The organism is Candidatus Tisiphia endosymbiont of Thecophora atra (assembly GCF_964026395.1).
Classification (GTDB): Bacteria; Pseudomonadota; Alphaproteobacteria; order Rickettsiales; family Rickettsiaceae; genus Tisiphia.
Window position 1 is genome coordinate 673,694 of sequence record NZ_OZ032145.1, and the last position, 17,431, is coordinate 691,124.

General features: G+C 34.1%; 11 protein-coding genes and 1 other RNA gene. 4 read left to right on the forward strand and 8 right to left on the reverse strand.

What is annotated here, in order from left to right; genetic code table 11:
* Positions 1–1,294: 1,294 nt before the first annotated feature.
* Positions 1,295–5,401 (forward strand): DNA-directed RNA polymerase subunit beta, encoded by a 4,107-nt coding sequence (gene rpoB, locus AAGD45_RS03365; RefSeq protein ID WP_341761992.1) that lies wholly within the window; start codon positions 1,295–1,297, stop codon positions 5,399–5,401.
* Between the two features lie 73 nt (positions 5,402–5,474).
* Here rpoB and AAGD45_RS03370 read toward each other — a convergent pair whose 3' ends face one another.
* Complete coding sequence (locus tag AAGD45_RS03370) at positions 5,475–5,777, reverse strand: hypothetical protein (protein ID WP_341761993.1); 303 nt, start codon at positions 5,775–5,777, stop codon at positions 5,475–5,477.
* Between the two features lie 213 nt (positions 5,778–5,990).
* Here AAGD45_RS03370 and rpoC point away from each other — a divergent pair, with 213 nt between their 5' ends.
* The gene (gene rpoC, locus AAGD45_RS03375) at positions 5,991–10,130 is read left to right on the forward strand and encodes a DNA-directed RNA polymerase subunit beta' (RefSeq protein ID WP_410521085.1); all 4,140 of its coding nucleotides are present in this window, start codon (positions 5,991–5,993) and stop codon (positions 10,128–10,130) included.
* Positions 10,131–10,618: 488 nt separating this feature from the next.
* Here rpoC and AAGD45_RS03380 read toward each other — a convergent pair whose 3' ends face one another.
* The 6 genes from AAGD45_RS03380 to AAGD45_RS03405 form a co-directional block, all read right to left on the reverse strand.
* Positions 10,619–11,680, reverse strand: a complete 1,062-nt coding sequence (locus tag AAGD45_RS03380; protein ID WP_341761995.1) for an IS110 family transposase — start codon at positions 11,678–11,680, stop codon at positions 10,619–10,621.
* A 145-nt stretch (positions 11,681–11,825) separates the two neighbouring features.
* On the reverse strand, positions 11,826–11,987 hold the full coding sequence (locus tag AAGD45_RS03385; protein ID WP_341761148.1) for a hypothetical protein: 162 nt from the start codon (positions 11,985–11,987) through the stop codon (positions 11,826–11,828).
* Positions 11,980–12,105, reverse strand: coding sequence for a hypothetical protein (locus AAGD45_RS03390; RefSeq protein WP_341761996.1), 126 nt, complete (start codon positions 12,103–12,105; stop codon positions 11,980–11,982). Before AAGD45_RS03390 ends, AAGD45_RS03385 begins: the two co-directional genes overlap by 8 nt.
* Positions 12,106–12,197: 92 nt before the next feature.
* Positions 12,198–12,947, reverse strand: a complete 750-nt coding sequence (gene dapB / locus AAGD45_RS03395) for a 4-hydroxy-tetrahydrodipicolinate reductase (protein WP_341761997.1) — start codon at positions 12,945–12,947, stop codon at positions 12,198–12,200.
* Complete coding sequence (locus tag AAGD45_RS03400; RefSeq protein ID WP_341761998.1) at positions 12,944–13,426, reverse strand: flavin reductase family protein; 483 nt, start codon at positions 13,424–13,426, stop codon at positions 12,944–12,946. Before AAGD45_RS03400 ends, dapB begins: the two co-directional genes overlap by 4 nt.
* A complete protein-coding gene (locus AAGD45_RS03405; protein ID WP_341761999.1) occupies positions 13,411–14,148 on the reverse strand; it encodes a transporter substrate-binding domain-containing protein in 738 nt (245 codons plus the stop codon). The genes AAGD45_RS03400 and AAGD45_RS03405 overlap by 16 nt, the downstream gene beginning before the upstream one ends.
* Before the next feature lie 220 nt (positions 14,149–14,368).
* Here AAGD45_RS03405 and ssrA point away from each other — a divergent pair.
* Together ssrA and AAGD45_RS03415 are read left to right on the forward strand one after the other, a co-directional pair.
* Positions 14,369–14,725, forward strand: a transfer-messenger RNA (tmRNA) gene (gene ssrA, locus AAGD45_RS03410).
* Between the two features lie 246 nt (positions 14,726–14,971).
* Positions 14,972–15,454 (forward strand): ClpXP protease specificity-enhancing factor SspB, encoded by a 483-nt coding sequence (locus AAGD45_RS03415; protein ID WP_341762000.1) that lies wholly within the window; start codon positions 14,972–14,974, stop codon positions 15,452–15,454.
* Between the two features lie 97 nt (positions 15,455–15,551).
* Here AAGD45_RS03415 and htpG read toward each other — a convergent pair whose 3' ends face one another.
* Positions 15,552–17,411, reverse strand: coding sequence for a molecular chaperone HtpG (gene htpG, locus AAGD45_RS03420; protein WP_341762001.1), 1,860 nt, complete (start codon positions 17,409–17,411; stop codon positions 15,552–15,554).
* Between the last annotated feature and the right edge of the window lie 20 nt (positions 17,412–17,431).

Here is a 17,431-nt window from a genome sequence, read left to right on the forward strand (position 1 = left end):
GCTGCTTAAGTTATACCCATGTAGTAGTTTTGTGATAGCCTTTCTTTATAAAGCAAAACAATAATAAATATATGTATACTCGAATGTGATTCCGAATTATTTTTTGAGAATATCAGGGACTCGCGTACTCACGTGCCTTATGTACGCCTAGTCTGCTCGCCCCTCATTTTCAAATCCAATTCGGAGTCACATTCGAGTATACCGCAAGATTTAGAATATACATAGATTGGTAGAAACATTTTGGGACTAAATCTAGGTTTGTATTGTTAATAATGGAAATGAACTTGTTGTGTGATATTTTATTTGGGTTACGAGTTATGTTGCTAAATATGTTATCATACCCGTATAAACTATTACATTTTGTACAAAAACTTATAAAACTTTTAAGACAAAGTTCTTTTGCTTTAAGAGGTCTTTGTATTTATTTATCCAAAATTCTGAATCAGATGAAGATAAGAAACAGATTTGTACATTTTAGTATATTTTTCTACTTTAAAGAATTGGTGTGGCAAAATTTCGGGTATTTGTGTATTTACGTACTAGATGTACGCCTAGTTCGCTTAGCCCTTGTTTATTGTCCCCATTCTTCAAATCATTTAAGTACACCCCTATTATATTTGAATAATTTAACGAATTGGTTTCGCAAAATTACAGAGTATTCGCATGTTTTTATTCCTAATGTACATATGCTACGCTCCCCTCTTGTTTTATGCTCTAATTCTTTAAATCATTCAAGTATATTTTTAAATCGAGTTTTTTTAGATTTTTATTTTTATTTGGAGTTTATATAGAATACTAAAAAAGAAATTTAAGGTATACTCTTCTGCTTTGAAGAATTGCTTTCGCAAATAGTTGCGGGGATTTCGCGTACGAACAACGGTTTACTACGTTGCGTTTGTTCACCCTTTGTTTGTTGTCCCCATTCTTCAGATCATTAGAGTATAACAATTTAGTTTATGTTAAGGTAAAGAAATTGGTAATTAAAGTTTAATTTTGAATTAAATAACCTGAATTTGATGTAACAAGTTAGTAGCAAATTTAATGTTATCTTTGTTAGGGTTGATGTTATCCGAGCTATGATACAGGGATAAGCAAACTCTATATTATCCCAGCGTGGGTAGTGGAATCTAAAAAAGTAGCCTTCTAGGCTTTTTCTAGACCTTGCTACTTTCGTAGGGGGACATTGAAGGGAATGACATTGAGACTATTGTAATATGTGAGATTCCAAGTTTGAAGTAGATTTTTACTTGGTTTCAAAATAAAAAATTATTAAAAGCATTAATCGGGAGATTATATGACAACGCAATCCTTATCAATTGGCAAACGCGTAAGAAAAAATTTTGGTCACATAAATTTGGTAGCGTCTATACCAAATTTGATAGAGGTTCAGAAAAATTCTTATGAAAAAGGTTTTTTACAATCAGGAGTTAAAGATTCTGAGCGAGAAAACAGAGGATTACAATCAGTATTAAGTTCAATTTTTCCGATTCACGACCCCTCTAATGTTGCATATTTAGAATTTGCTAAATATGAATTTGATAATCCTAAATATGATGTCGAAGAATGTACTCAAAGAGGCCTTAGTTATGCTGCTCCTCTTAAAGTCACATTGCGATTAAGTATTTGGGATATTGATGAAGACACTGGAGCAAAAGAAATCAAAGGTATTAAAGAACAAGAAGTTTATATGGGGGATATTCCCCTAATGACAAAGAATGGTACTTTTATTATTAATGGTACAGAAAGAGTGGTGGTATCACAGATGCATAGGTCACCTGGCGTATTTTTCTATCATGATGATGGGAAAATTCATTCTTCAGGGAAGTTTCTATATTCTGCTAGAGTTATACCTTATAGAGGATCATGGCTAGATTTTGAATTTGATGCTAAAGATATTGTTTACTTTAGAATAGATAGGAAAAGAAAGCTTTATGCTACTACTCTTCTTAGAGCCATTGGAATGTCTACCAATGAAATTATAAAATTCTATTATGATACGGTAACATGTTTTACCAAAAATGCAAGCTGGGCAACAAAGTTTATACCTGAGTCTATAACTGCTCATAGGCTAGTTAATGACTTAGTGGATGCGGATACCGGCAATGTGATACTTGCATTTGGTCAGAAGATTACTCCTCGTTTGGCTAAAAAATTTGCTAAAGATGGAGTGAAAAATATTTTGGTAGAACGTGAATATTTAGTAGGCAAATATTTAGCACAAAATCTTGTTAATCCGGATAATGGTGAGGTACTAGCCGAAATTGGTGAAATGATCACAATGGATATGCTGGACTCTATTATGACTCTTGAAATTCCGTCTGTCGATGTACTTGCTATAAATCCACAATCAAGTCCTTACATAAGGAACACCTTATTTGCTGATAAAAATCAAAATTATGAATCAGCATTGATAGACATATTTAGGGTATTAAGACCAGGAGAACCAGCTAATATTGAAGCTGCTAAAACATTATTTAACAACTTGTTCTTTGACCATGAAAGATATGATCTTTCAGAAGTTGGTCGTATTAAAATGAATGCAAGATTGGAACTTAATATACCAGAATCTACAGCTATTTTAACTATTGAAGATATTAAAAATATTCTTAAAGTTTTAGTAGAGCTAAAAGATGGTAAAGGTTCGATAGATGATATTGATCACCTTGGTAACAGAAGAGTTAGGTCAGTTGGTGAACTAATTGAGAATCAGTTCAGAATTGGTCTTGTTCGTATAGAGAAATCAGTACTTGAAAGAATGTCGGTGGTTGATCTTGATGCCGTTATGCCTCATGATTTAGTAAATTCAAAAGTTTTGGTTTCTGTAGTAAAAGAATTTTTTAGTACTTCACAACTTTCTCAATTTATGGATCAAACTAATCCATTATCAGAAATAACTCATAAAAGAAGATTATCAGCTTTAGGACCTGGTGGACTTAGCAGGGAGAGAGCAGGGTTTGAAGTGAGGGACGTCCACCCTACTCATTATGGGAGGATATGTCCAATTGAAACACCAGAAGGACAGAACATAGGTTTGATTAATTCCATGGCTACTTATGCTAGAGTTAATAAGCATGGCTTCATTGAGACACCTTATCGAAAAGTCGTGGATGGTCATGTAACTGACGAAGTTGTTTACTTGTCAGCTATTGAAGAAGGAAAATATAAAGTTGCTCAAGCTAATGCAGTTGTCGATCAAAAAGGTTTGTTACAAGAAGAATTAATTAACTGTCGAACTGAAGGTGGTAATTTTGTTATGGTTACCCCTCTAGAAGTGGATTACATTGACGTTACCCCGATGCAGGTTGTTTCCGTTGCTGCATCACTTATTCCATTTTTAGAAAATGACGATGCTAATAGAGCCTTGATGGGGTCAAACATGCAACGTCAGGCTGTACCGCTTATTAGAAGTGATGCCCCTTTAGTTGGTACTGGTATTGAAGGAATTGTTGCACAAGATTCTGGGGTTTCAGTTGTAGCCTTGCATGATGGGATAGTAGAGCAAGTTGATTCAACTAGAATAGTTGTAAGGACTAAGGAGCAGAAAACAGATGGATCACCTAGTGTGGACATTTATAATTTATTAAAATTTCAAAGATCTAACCATAATACTTGTATTAATCAAAAGCCGTTGATTAACGTTGGTGATTATGTAAAAAAAGGTGAAGTAATTGCTGATGGACCAAGTACAGATAATGGTGAAATAGCTCTTGGTAGAAATGTGCTAGTAGCTTTTTTACCATGGAATGGTTATAATTTTGAAGATTCGATTTTAATATCAGAACGTATTGTAAAAGATGATATTTATACCTCAATTCATATTGAAGAATTTGAAATAATTGCTAGAGATACAAGACTTGGCCCCGAAGAAATTACTCGCGATATTCCAAATGTTAGTGATGAAAGTTTACGCCATCTTGACGAAGTCGGTATAGTATATGTTGGTGCAGAAATAAAACCAGGCGATATCTTGGTGGGTAAGGTTACCCCTAAAAGTGAGTCACCTATGACTCCAGAAGAGAAATTACTCAGAGCTATTTTTGGAGAAAAAGCTTCAGATGTTCGGGATTCATCTTTACGTGTTCCTACTGGGATTACTGGTACAGTGGTAGAAGTACGAGTGTTTTCTCGTAGGGGAATAGAAAAAGATGAGCGTGCTATAGCTATTGAAAAACAACAAATTGAAAAATTATCAAAAGATAGGGATGATGAACTTCGAATCATAGAGCATTTTGTTTTTATGCGTTTAGAGAAGATTTTAACAGGACAAATAATTGTTAGCGGTCCTAAATCCGTAAAATCCGGTCAATTGATTAGTGATCAAACTCTTAAGTCATTATCAAAAGGACAATTTTGGCAACTGATTGTTGAAGATGCTAATGTAATGAATGAAATTGAGCAAATTAAACGTCATTATGATGAAAAGCAAGAGAAGCTTAATAAGTGTTTTACTAGCAAAGTAGAGAAATTACAAAGTGGTGATGACTTACCACAAGGTGCCCTTAAAGTTGTAAAAGTATTCATTGCTACTAAACATAAGTTACAACCTGGAGATAAAATGGCCGGAAGACACGGGAATAAGGGTGTTATCTCTCGTATTATGCCAGAAGAAGATATGCCATTTTTAGAAGATGGCACAGTAGTTGATATAGTTCTTAACCCACTTGGCTTACCTTCACGTATGAATGTAGGGCAGATTTTAGAGACTCATCTTGGTTGGGCGGCAGTAAATCTTGGTAAAAAAATATCTTCTATGTTGGATCAAGTTCATAACAACAAAATTGATGTAGAAAAGCTTAAATCTTTTGTTTCCGAGGTATATGGACATAACTCAACGACAAAAAATATAAAGAAAATGTCCAATCAAGAGATTATTGAGTTTTGTAATAATATCGATAAGGGGGTATATTTTTCAACCCCAGTTTTTGATGGTGCAAAGGTTGAGAATGTAAAAGAAATGCTAGTCCTTGCAGATCAAGACCCATCAGGTCAAATTAGGTTGATTGATGGTAGAACAGGAGAGTATTTTGATCGTGCCGTTACAGTTGGCTATAAATATTTCCTAAAATTACATCATTTGGCTGATGATAAAATTCATGCTCGTTCTATCGGTCCTTATAGTTTGGTAACTCAGCAACCATTAGGTGGTAAGTCGCATTTTGGAGGTCAAAGATTTGGTGAGATGGAGTGTTGGGCACTGCAAGCTTATGGTGCTGCTTATACGTTACAAGAAATGTTAACTGTAAAATCAGACGATGTGGTTGGTAGAATTAAAATTTATGAATCTATTGTCCGAGGTGATAATAATTTTGAATCGGGTATTCCTGAGTCGTTTAACGTGATGATCAAAGAATTCAGGTCCTTGTGCTTAAATGTAAAGCTTGAGGATACTACCGCAGATTGAAATGCAATTGATAAAATAATTTTTAAAAAAATGCTAAATGCTATTAGTGTAAATGAGAATACTGTTATAATACTTATACAATGTTAATTGATGAGAAATTTATGGATAAACATGATCGTTCTTTACAAGTGATTAAGAATAACTGTTGCAGTATAGAACCCAGCAAGATACCAGTGGTTAATTTTGATGATATAAAATTGACTAAACCTAAATATATATACTGCTCGTAAATGAAGAGTTGATAGACGATAGAATCAAAATCATGATAGTAGTAGGAGTCAAAGGGTCGAGGTGCTAGGCGTACATTTAGTACGTGGCTATCTATGATCCCTGAAGACGACAACGCAATTTTTGATTTTCTATCTGAGTATACCATATAATTTATCCACATTGCTAATAGTGGACTATGTGGTACTAGTGTGGACAGATGCTGAATGGAATACATTAAGATATATATTTGACAATAATTCGACTATAGCTTCTGATAAATAGTCTGTATATCAAATATATAAGGTAATTAAAGGCAACGATAGGAAACAAAATATCTGAATTTCTGGTAAGAATTTTTTAAGGAATAATCTGTATGACAATAGGAATAACAAATTTTTACGGACAATTAAGCAGTACTCAGCAATTTGATCAAATAAGAATTAATATTGCTAGTCCTGATCAAGTGCGTTCATGGTCTTTTGGTGAGGTAATGAAACCTGAGACAATAAATTACCGTACTTTCAAGCCAGAGAAAGAAGGACTATTTTGTGCTAGAATTTTTGGACCCGTGAAGGACTATGAGTGTCTTTGTGGTAAATATAAACGTATGAAATATCGTGGCATCACTTGTGAGAAATGTGGTGTTGAAGTTACTACATCTAGAGTCCGAAGAGAAAGAATGGGGCATATTGAGCTAGCAGCACCAGTTGCCCATATATGGTTCTTGAAATCTTTACCATCAAGGATTAGTACATTGCTAGATATGACTATGAAGGATCTAGAAAAAGTTCTATATTTTGAAAGTTATGTTGTTGTTGATCCTGGGTTATCTGCTCTGCAAAAAGGTGACCTTTTATCGGAAGACGGTTTGCAAAAGGCACAAGATGAGTACGGAGAAGATAGTTTTACTGCTTCTATTGGGGCTGAAGTAATTCAGCAGATGCTTACAGAACTTGATTTACCTGAATTAAAGAAGAGTTTGCAAGAAGATTTATTAAATACATCTTCAGAAGTTAAAAAGAAGAAGATTGTTAAAAGACTTAAGTTAGTTGAAGATTTTCTTGAATCTGAGAATAAGCCAGAATGGATGATTATGACTGTTCTGCCAGTTATCCCACCTGAAATTAGACCATTAGTTATGCTTGATGGAGGAAGGTTTGCAACTTCTGATCTTAACGAACTTTATAGAAGGGTTATTAATAGAAATAATAGATTAAAAAGACTACTTGAACTAAAAGCACCGGATATTATCATCAGAAATGAAAAAAGGATGTTACAAGAATCGGTCGATGCATTATTTGATAATGGTCGTCGTGGTAAAGTAGTGAAAAATACTAATAAACGTCCATTTAAGTCACTTAGTGATATGCTAAAAGGTAAACAAGGTCGTTTTCGTCAGAATTTGCTTGGTAAACGAGTGGATTATTCTGGTCGTTCTGTTATCGTTGTGGGACCAGAGCTTAAGTTACACCAATGTGGTTTACCAAAGACGATGGCGTTGGAATTATTCAAGCCATTTATTTATTCAAAGCTTGAATTATATGGAATTGCTACCACTATAAAAGCCGCTAAGAAAATGGTTGAAGCTGAGAAATCAGAAGTATGGGATATTTTAGAAGAAGTTATACGTGAACATCCAGTATTGCTGAATAGAGCACCAACTTTGCATCGTTTAGGTATCCAAGCTTTTGAACCTTTACTGATAGAAGGGAAAGCTATCCAGCTACATCCTTTAGTCTGTGCTGCGTTCAATGCTGATTTTGATGGTGATCAGATGGCAGTGCATATCCCTCTTTCAATTGAAGCTCAGCTTGAGGCAAGAGTACTTATGATGTCAACAAACAACATATTGAGTCCGGCAAATGGTCGTCCGATTATCGTCCCTGATAAGGACATAGTACTAGGTCTTTATTATTTAACAATGGTTTTTGACAATGAACCTGGTGAAGGGATGAGTTTTGCTAGCATGTCGGAGATTGAACATGCTTTGTATAATAAGGTAATAACTATTCACTCAAAGATAAAATTTCGTCGCGATGTGCTTAATGTTGAAGGGGAGGTTGTATCAACTATAGTGGATACTAGCTTTGGTAGGTTAATTATAGGAGAATTATTACCACGTAATCATAATGTTGGATTTAAGTTCGTAAATAAATCCATGACTAAAAAGGATATATCTGCGGTTATTGATTTGGTGTATCGCCACTGTGGACAAAAGGCTACAGTGATCTTTGCTGATCAACTAATGAAACTTGGATTTAAATATGCTTGTTCCTCAGGCATTTCTTTTGGTATGGACGACATGGTTGTACCAAAATCAAAAGATAGTCATATTAATTCAACATTGACTGAGGTAAAAGAATTTGAACAACAATATTCTGATGGTCTAATTACTTACGGTGAAAAATACAATAAAGTGATTGATGCTTGGTCTAAATGTACGGATAAAGTAGCAAATGACATGATGAAAGAAATTGCTATGACACCTGTTAATAATAAGCCTAATCATCAGAAAGTAAATTCGATATATATGATGGCTACTTCGGGAGCAAGGGGATCAGCAGCACAGATTAAGCAATTAGCTGGTATGCGTGGTTTGATGGCTAAACCATCAAGTGAGATTATTGAAACCCCGATTATTTCTAATTTCCGAGAAGGTCTTACTGTTCTTGAATATTTTAATTCTACACATGGTGCACGTAAAGGTCTTGCAGATACAGCCTTGAAAACAGCTAATTCTGGGTATTTAACCCGTAGATTAGTTGATGTTGCTCAAGATTGTATAATTACTGATGAAGATTGTAAAACTACAAAAGGCATAGAAGTTAGAAGTATTATCGATGGTGGTGAAGTTATTGTATCGCTCGCAGAGCAAATTTTAGGTAGAACAGTTGCGATTAACGTATATCACCCAGTTACTAATGCATTATTACTATCAGCCGGTGAATTAATTAATGAAGCAAAATTAGAAGAAATCGAATCTTCTGGTTTGGATGTGGTAATGGTAAGATCTGTTCTAACATGTGAGGTTGTTGATGGAATATGTGTAAGATGTTATGGTAGAGATCTAGCCACTGGTTCTTTAGTATCAGTCGGAGAAGCAGTAGGAGTGATTGCTGCCCAGTCAATTGGTGAGCCAGGTACCCAGCTGACCATGAGAACTTTCCATATTGGAGGAGCTGCAACGAAAGGTGTTGAAATATCTTCAATAGAAGCCTCTCATGATGCAAAAGTGAAGATTTTAGGTCGTAATGTGGTTGTTGATTCTGAGGGACGTAAGATCGTAATGGGTCGTTCATGTGAGTTATTATTATTGGATGCTAATAATAATGAGAAGGCAAGACATAAAGTACCGTATGGTGCAAGATTAATAGCCGATGATTCAGATAAGGTAAAAAAAGGACAAAAATTAGTAGAGAGGGATCCGTACACTATTCCGATTATTACCGAGAAATCTGGAAAGGTTGTATTTAAGGATATGGTAGAAGGAGTGTCAATTCGTGATATCACTGATGAAACAACTGGTATTTCTAGCAAAGTTATAATTGAATCAAAACAATATTCACGCGGAGCAGAGTTACGTCCTCGTATTCAATTAGTTGATGAGAATGGAGAAACTATTATGCTATCCAATGGTTTGGAGGCTAGATATTACATGCCAGTGAATGCTATTTTAAATGTTGAAGATGGTGCTAAGGTGTCAGTAGGTGATATTTTATCACGTATTCCAAGGGAATCAACTAAAACAAAAGATATTACTGGGGGGCTTCCACGAGTAGCTGAACTTGTTGAGGCTAGACGTCCAAAAGATCATGCTGTTATTGCAGAAGTAGATGGTAGAGTTGAATTTGGCAAAGACTATAAGTCAAAAAGGCGTATTGTTATTCAGCCAAGTGATAACACTACACCAATTGAATATATGGTACCAAAAGGCAAACATGTTGTTGTTAATGAAGGTGATTTTGTTAAAAAAGGCGATATGTTAATTGATGGCAATCCAGTTCTACAGGATATTTTAAAGGTAATGGGAGTGGAAGCTCTTACAAGCTACATGGTGGGAGAAATCCAAGCAGTTTACCGTTTACAGGGCGTAAAAATTGACGATAAGCACATTGAGGTAATAATTCGCCAAATGTTACAAAAAGTAGAGGTAACCCATTCTGGGGATACGACATTAATGGTTGATGAGAAGATAGATCATCGTGAATTTGCTGAAATTAATAAAAAAGCTATAGATAACGGTTTAAGACCGGCTGAAGCCCAACCAATCCTACAAGGTATTACTAAGGCATCGTTGCAAACTAGATCATTTATTTCTGCTGCTTCTTTCCAAGAAACAACAAGAGTTCTAACGGAGTCTGCTATAGCTGGAAAAATTGATAAATTGCGTGGGTTGAAAGAAAATGTCATAGTTGGTAGATTAGTACCAGCAGGAACAGGCTTTTACATGAATAGGATGCGTAAACTTGCAGCTAAACTGGACCAGGAAGAGGTCAATTATCAGAAAACTTTAGGATAGATTCTCTTTAATAGGGAGTGTACTCTTCTGCTCCTACGAATTGTTTTTTGAGAATATCAAGGATTCGCGTCTTATCTTCGAGATAAATATGAGCAGAAATTATGCTATAGAACGTGAGTATTATGCGACGAGTGGAGTGTAGAATTAAATTCTCGTTACTGACTACATGTATGAACCTCCTGTAAAATGCAAGAAAAAAATAACATCTAATAGCAAAAATGCAAATGCATACATGTATCCGGCTTATAGTTAATAAATTATGTGTAATTTATCCTACAGCCCTGATGGAATTCGCTGGCTTACAAATTTACTATATACTTATCATTTTATCGGCTTCAAAGAGCCATTGTAGTCATCAGTTTTTTTGTAAGCTAAGGTTTGTCTTATTTACCATCAATATTATTATCTCACGCATATTCCGGGTTGGAATCTCTTACATATTCTTTGTTTACCTATTAATTAATAAACCACTATTTATTTTATGTTAATTATAATAGCTCTGTGCTACAAACTTTACTCTCTACATAATCATCCCCTGACCTTAGTACTGCAAACACCACTCTTGCCAGTTTATTAGCTACAGCAACTACTGTTTTATTATGTCCATTTCGCTCAGATAAATTAAACATCCACTGCGTAAATTTGCTAAAATCTTTTTTAGATTTTTGTTCTTCCGATGTAAATCTTATCTTGGCATTTAGTACAGCTCTAGCTCTTTGGATCAATAAAGTACGCAAGTAAACATCACCTCGCTTGCTAATTCCAAGCAATTTATCTTTCCCTCCACTGGAATGCTGCCTTGGCACTAATCCAAGCCATGCCGATAATTGCCTACCATTCTCAAAACTTGTAGCATTACCTATTGATGCTATTAAAGCAGTAGCAGTAATTAAACCAAGACCAGGTATAGCTGTTAATCGTTGATATTGAGTTAAGTTGCTAGCTATTATTTTTAATCTTTTTTCTATCTCTTTTATTTTTTTGTCATTATCCAAAAATTCCTCTTTCAGTTCACTAAATGTTTGATAACCCAGCTGGCTTAAATTTCCTTCATCTAAAATCTCGGTTAATTTTGTCATAACCTTATTGATCCCTTGAGGAATAATAAAACCAAATTCATGTAGTAGACCCCTAATTTCATTAGCAAGGGCAGTACGATTTTTTACCAATCTCTCTCTTACTCGATGAATTGATAAAATATCTTGTTGTTCTACAGTTCTAATTGGTACAAACCTCATATTTGGTCTTGTTACCGCTTCACATATAGCTTCTGCATCAGCTTGATCATTTTTATTAGTTTTAACATACGGTTTGACAAATTGTGCTGCCATTAGTTTTACTGTATGCCCCAATTTAGTTATTTCTCTTGCCCAGTAACTAGCTCCGCCGCAAGCTTCCATCCCTAGCAAACATTTTGGTAAATTAGCCATAAATGTTAAAACTTGATCTCTCATTAATTTTTTCTTTAATACCGTCTTACCATTTTTATCTACACCATGAATTTGGAAAATTCTTTTTGCAATATCTATACCAATTATGGTAACTTCCATCTTAGCCTCCTGATTGTTATTTTAATATTTAATATTAACTTTAGAAGATTAGCAACTGCTTTTCATTCTGTATATCAGGAGGTCCATACCATTATTTTTTCACCTGTGGAATTTTATAATAAAGAAATACTGATAAAAGTGTACTTTAATGACAAGAGTTTTTATTTGAAACAAAACAATGGTAATACACATAAGAAGCATTATGTTGACTAATTTTTAGTATGTCAAGTAGAAAAGTGATGTTTACATGACTACAAACTTCATGCCAAAACCACTGCAAACCTGATTCTTTAGACGTTTTAAGCACTTTTTTGTCTCGAAGATGAGTCGCGATAAGAGGTACGAAGCAATATTGCAGGACGAGAATTTCTATTTGGAACAGTTGTAATATACATGAAAGAGATTATATCTCTAAATTCTAGCATTGTCAAATAAAAAATATCATTTACATGACTACAAATCTTATGGCAAAATCCTTATAAACCTTATTCTTTAGGTGTTTTAAGCACTTTTTCGTCTAGAAGATGAGTAGCGAGAACATATCACGCATTGAATAAAGACCGGCTGGTTTATCAAATAACCAAACGGCAGCCTGAATTGCACCATCAGCAAAGGATTCTTTACTTAATGCTTGATGTTTTATACTAAGAACTTGGTTATTACCTAAAAATAACACTTCATGTTCCCCATGTACCTGTCCTCCCCTAATAGAACTAATACCAATTTCATCAGGCTGTCTTTGACCTTTTTGACTACGATCAAATATTGCATATTCATCAAAATCTAAATTTCTAGCCTTAGCTACAGCCTTACCCAACATTATAGCTGTACCAGAAGGGGCATCTTTCTTCATACGATGGTGACAATCTAGAATCTCTATATCGTAAGTATTATCTAGAATTTTTGCTGCCTTTTCTGCCAGTACTGTAAGTAAGTTCGCACCTAAACTCATATTAGCTGAATATAATATAGCCAAGCTTTTGGAAGCTGCGTTTAAGTGATCAAGCTGATATTGACTCAAACCAGTAGTGCCAATAACTAATTTATTGTTGTAGCTAATAGCATAATCAAGTAATTTTTCTAATATTTCACTGCTAGAAAAGTCGATAATTACATCAGAATTCTGACAAAACTCAGCAAGATCATCTATGCTGTTTTTTCTAGTAAATGTTGTAGAAAGTGTACAAGCATTAAATCCATTCATTCTTTGAATTGTCATCTGCCCCATTTTACCAGTTGCACCACAAACACCTATACAAACAGTCATTTTAATCCTCTATATTGTCTTAAACAATGTACTAGTGGGTTTAAGTTACTGTTCACTATAGTATTTATCACCTCACCAATCAACATAACATGATCTCCCACTTCATATTGACTAAACTTGTTGCATTCAATATGGCAAACTGCCCCTTCAATCAAAGGACAATTAGTAGCGTACCCTAAATTATACGAAATACCCGCAAATTTATCAGTGTTAAACTTAGAAAAATGCCTAGAAATATCTTCTTGATTTTCAGCTAGAATACTAACAGCAAAATACTCACTACTAGTAAAAGCACTCATGCTAAAGGCTTGTTTATCAAGACAAAACGATACCAAAGGTGGTAACAAAGAAACTGAGGTAAAGGAATCTGCAGTAAAACCAAATAGCTTATTATTGTATAAAGTAGTGATAATAGTAACACCTGTAGGCAAAGTGCTAAGAGCTTGTTTAAATTGTTCGGAATTCACTGTTGAAGCCATTTTTTAGTAATACGGCTAATTGTTCCATCTTCTGTCAATTCAACAATAGCTTTATTAACACTCTCAATAAGTTTAGAATTTTTTGGCATAGCGATAGCTAGTTCAGATGAAAACTCTGTTAAACTGAAGCTAGCAAGATCAGGATTATTCTCAATAAATTTTTTAGATTGGGATGCCTCTAGTACCACCGCATCTATAACTTTTGACTTTAACTCTTCGACTAGCATTAAATTATTTGATAAATAATTTATTCTAATATTAAACTGCTTAGCTAAATCCTGAACTATTACCGCCCATGTTGTACCAAGTTGTACACCCACAGCTTTATTATCCAAATCTCCAGTATTCTTTAAATTATCTGCTGATCTATACAATATTGACACATTCGTTGATACATAAGGAACTGAGAAGCTAATATGTTTTTTACGCTCTTCGGTTACTGATAACCCAGCTATCACTATATCAACATTCTCAGTAGTCAAGGATGCAAGTAAACCATTAAAATCAAAATTTTTAATTATAACTTTTTTCCCTATTTGTTCTCCTATAGCATTAATAATATCAATATCAAATCCTACTATTTGACCATTTTGGATAAATTCGTAAGGGGGGTTATCTGCAGAAGTTGCAACTATTAAATTTTGTTCCTTAGATTGATTATCACAACCAGTTATCAAAAAGGAACAACATATAACAAGGAAGAATAGCTTTATTAGTTTCATAAAAATCAAATAACTGTTTTAATTAATCTGAGTTACCCGAATTTGGGATAAGAATTGACTAATTCTTATCCCAAATTCGCGTGAGTTCGATGTAATAATTATCCTTCTATACTGGGTATAATGCCTACGCGGGAATGACATCGAGGGAATTAGAATCGAACTCATGTTAATTGATTATCGCACTTCTTATAAGTATATACAATAGACTTTTTTAAAATTTGCCCTTTACATCCTATTATAATTGTTGTAGCATAAAATTGCTGTTTTGTAGCTATAGTAATAAACGTGATTTAGAATAGAGGTTGCGGACTCGGGGGCGGTACCCGACGCTTCCACCAAATTAAGTTGTGATAGAAGGATACTACAGGTTTTATCCATAAGCTTTCATGGGGGCGAAATAGGATCGACGTGCTTAATAAAAAAATTATCTTTACTCGGTATAATTCCGCCGGACCTTGTGTCGTTGGGTTAAAAAAAAGAAACGCAAATGATAATGAACGTTTCGTAGGAACTACAGCACTAGCTGCTTAGTCCTACGCGGTTGGGGGCTTAACCGGGCAACAGAAAAAGCCCCGCTAGAATTTTATCTTGCATAACTAGAGATATACTAAACCTCATGTGAATAAGGCTTGAACTAAGACTATTTAAATTTTGTTCAGCCTATAGCTAACCTGAAAAGGTTTTAGTTATAATGTGACCTAGCTAGAAGCTATGTCATTCCCGTTTTTAGCTAGGAATGACATCAAGGTTGTTACTATGGATCAAACATTTTCGGGTTAGCTATATCTAGTTTTGTGTTATTTTCTTTGTTTAGTTTATAACTATGAAGACCCCATATCAACAATTTCTTAACGAATGTATGTTGGAATTTGTAAAAAAGATTCTTTCAAAAATTCGTACCGATAAGTTGCAGCTGAATCAACTCTTGTATATTTCTTACAAAACTGATAATCCTGCCGTAGTTTTATCTTCTAGGATAAAAGAGCGTTATCCCAAAGAAATAACTATAGTAATACAATATCAATTTGAAGATTTAACTGTAGGACTCAATGGCTTTTCTGTAACAATTAGTTTTGATGGTATCAAAGAAACTATCTATGTACCATTTGATTCGCTTATCAGCTTTGTTGATCCTAATAATGGTTACAGCCTAAAGTTTAAGCTAGAAACAATCAAATCTAATGAATTGCCTAACGAGAAGAAAAGAGAAACAATTAAGGTGTCTAGCGATTCTAAAAGTAAATCTAATTCAGCAGATAATATAATAGTTTTGGACAAATTTCGGAAACCCAGTAAACCCGTATAACGCGAATTTGAGATAAGAATTTGTCAATTCTTATCCCAAATCGGTGAAATTATAGAAACAATCAGATTTGAGACGGCTCTGCATCTGATTGTTAAGTTTATAAGATAGCTTTTTGCATAATATCATTAAGTCTTTTTGCAAATCCGCCAGTATTATTGACTGGCTCACCTTCTACAATACAGGCTTGGTCATACATTAATCTAACCAATTCTTCATTAGCATAGTCCTTATTATTTGAGATTACATCAGCGTTAATTTTCTCAATAATTTTATGCTTAGGGTTTAGCTCAAGTATTTTAGCAGATGCTGCTATTAATTGTTTTTGTTCAATTAAGAATCTTTCCATACGAATATCCATAGCTCCGTCTCCAACGGCGAGACAAGCTGGGCTTGAAGTAAGTTTTTTAGAAATCCTTACATCTTTTACTAAATCACCTAATATTTCTTTAAAATATTCCGTTAATTTTATATATTCATCATTTTCGTCTTTTACATCTTCTATTTTCTGCTCAGATTTCTCTAAATCAATATCACTTCTAGTAACTGATTTAATGGCATAACCCTTGTAGCTACTATTGACATTAACCCAAAAATCATCAACTGTATCAGTAAAAAGAAGTACATCTATGTTTTTACTTAAAAATCCTTCTATTTGAGGACTAGAAAGTAATTTTGCTGGATCATCACCACTAAGATAATATATAGTGTCTTGTCCTTCTTTAAAGTTGCTAATATAGTCATCAAGACTAATCATCTTATTTAAAAGGCTACTGCTAAATATACATGTCTCAAGTAATTTGTCATGATCACTAGTTGCTTCACACAGTCCTTCTTTTAAAGCAGCTCCAAAATTGGACCAAAATTTGCTGTATTCCTCTATAGACTCGTCTTTTTTCTTTTTAAGTTCACTCAAGACTCTTTTAGTTATAGCTGCTTTAATCTTTTCTAAAGTACTATTATGCTGCAAAGATTCACGACTAATATTTAGAGGTAAATCTTCTGAATCTACTACTCCTCTTAAAAATCTTAGGTAAGAAGGTATTAAATCTATATTTTCATCAGAAATAAAAACTCTTTTGATGTATAATTTTACTCTTCTCTTACGGTCAGGGTGGAATAAATCAAAAGTCTTGGTTGACGGAATAAATAATAAATTAGTAAATTCAACTGTACCCTCATTTTTATTATGAATAGTTAACCAAGGGTCATCAAGCGAATAAGACAGAGTTTTATAAAATTCTTTATATTGCTCAAAAGTCAAATCAGACTTAGGTCTTGTCCACAATGCTGAAGCTGAATTAAGCTGTATTTCATTAGCAGTTGACTCATCAATAAAATATATAGGTATGGCTATATGATCAGAATAACTTTTAACTATATGCTTCAATCTAAAATGATCAATATAACTATCTTCATCTTGCTTGACATGAATAACCACCTCAGTTCCCCTTGTAAAATCATGGTCTAGATCATCTACAGTATATTCTCCAAGACCATCTGACTGCCAAACATAAGCTTTTGTTTCTCCTGCTTTTCTTGAGGTAACGGTGATGCTATCGGCAATCATAAAAGCTGAATAAAACCCAACCCCGAACTGTCCTATTAACATACTGTCTTTTTTAGCATCTCCAGACAGATTGTTTAAGAAATTTCCTGTACCAGACCTTGCGATAGTTCCTAGATTATCAATCAAATCTTCTCGGTTCATACCAATACCGTTATCTCTAACAATAATCTGCCTTTTATCTTTATCAATTCTGACGGTAATTTTAAAGTGAGGATCATCTGCAATAAGCTTTGCGTCACTTTGTGATAAATATCTTAATCTATCACAAGCATCAGAAGAATTAGATATTAATTCACGCATAAAAATCTCTTTATTACTATAAAGAGAGTGAATCATTAAGTTTAAAATCTTACCAACTTCAGCGTCAAACTTCTTTTTTTCTTGGGTCATATAAGTCCTATAAAATACTA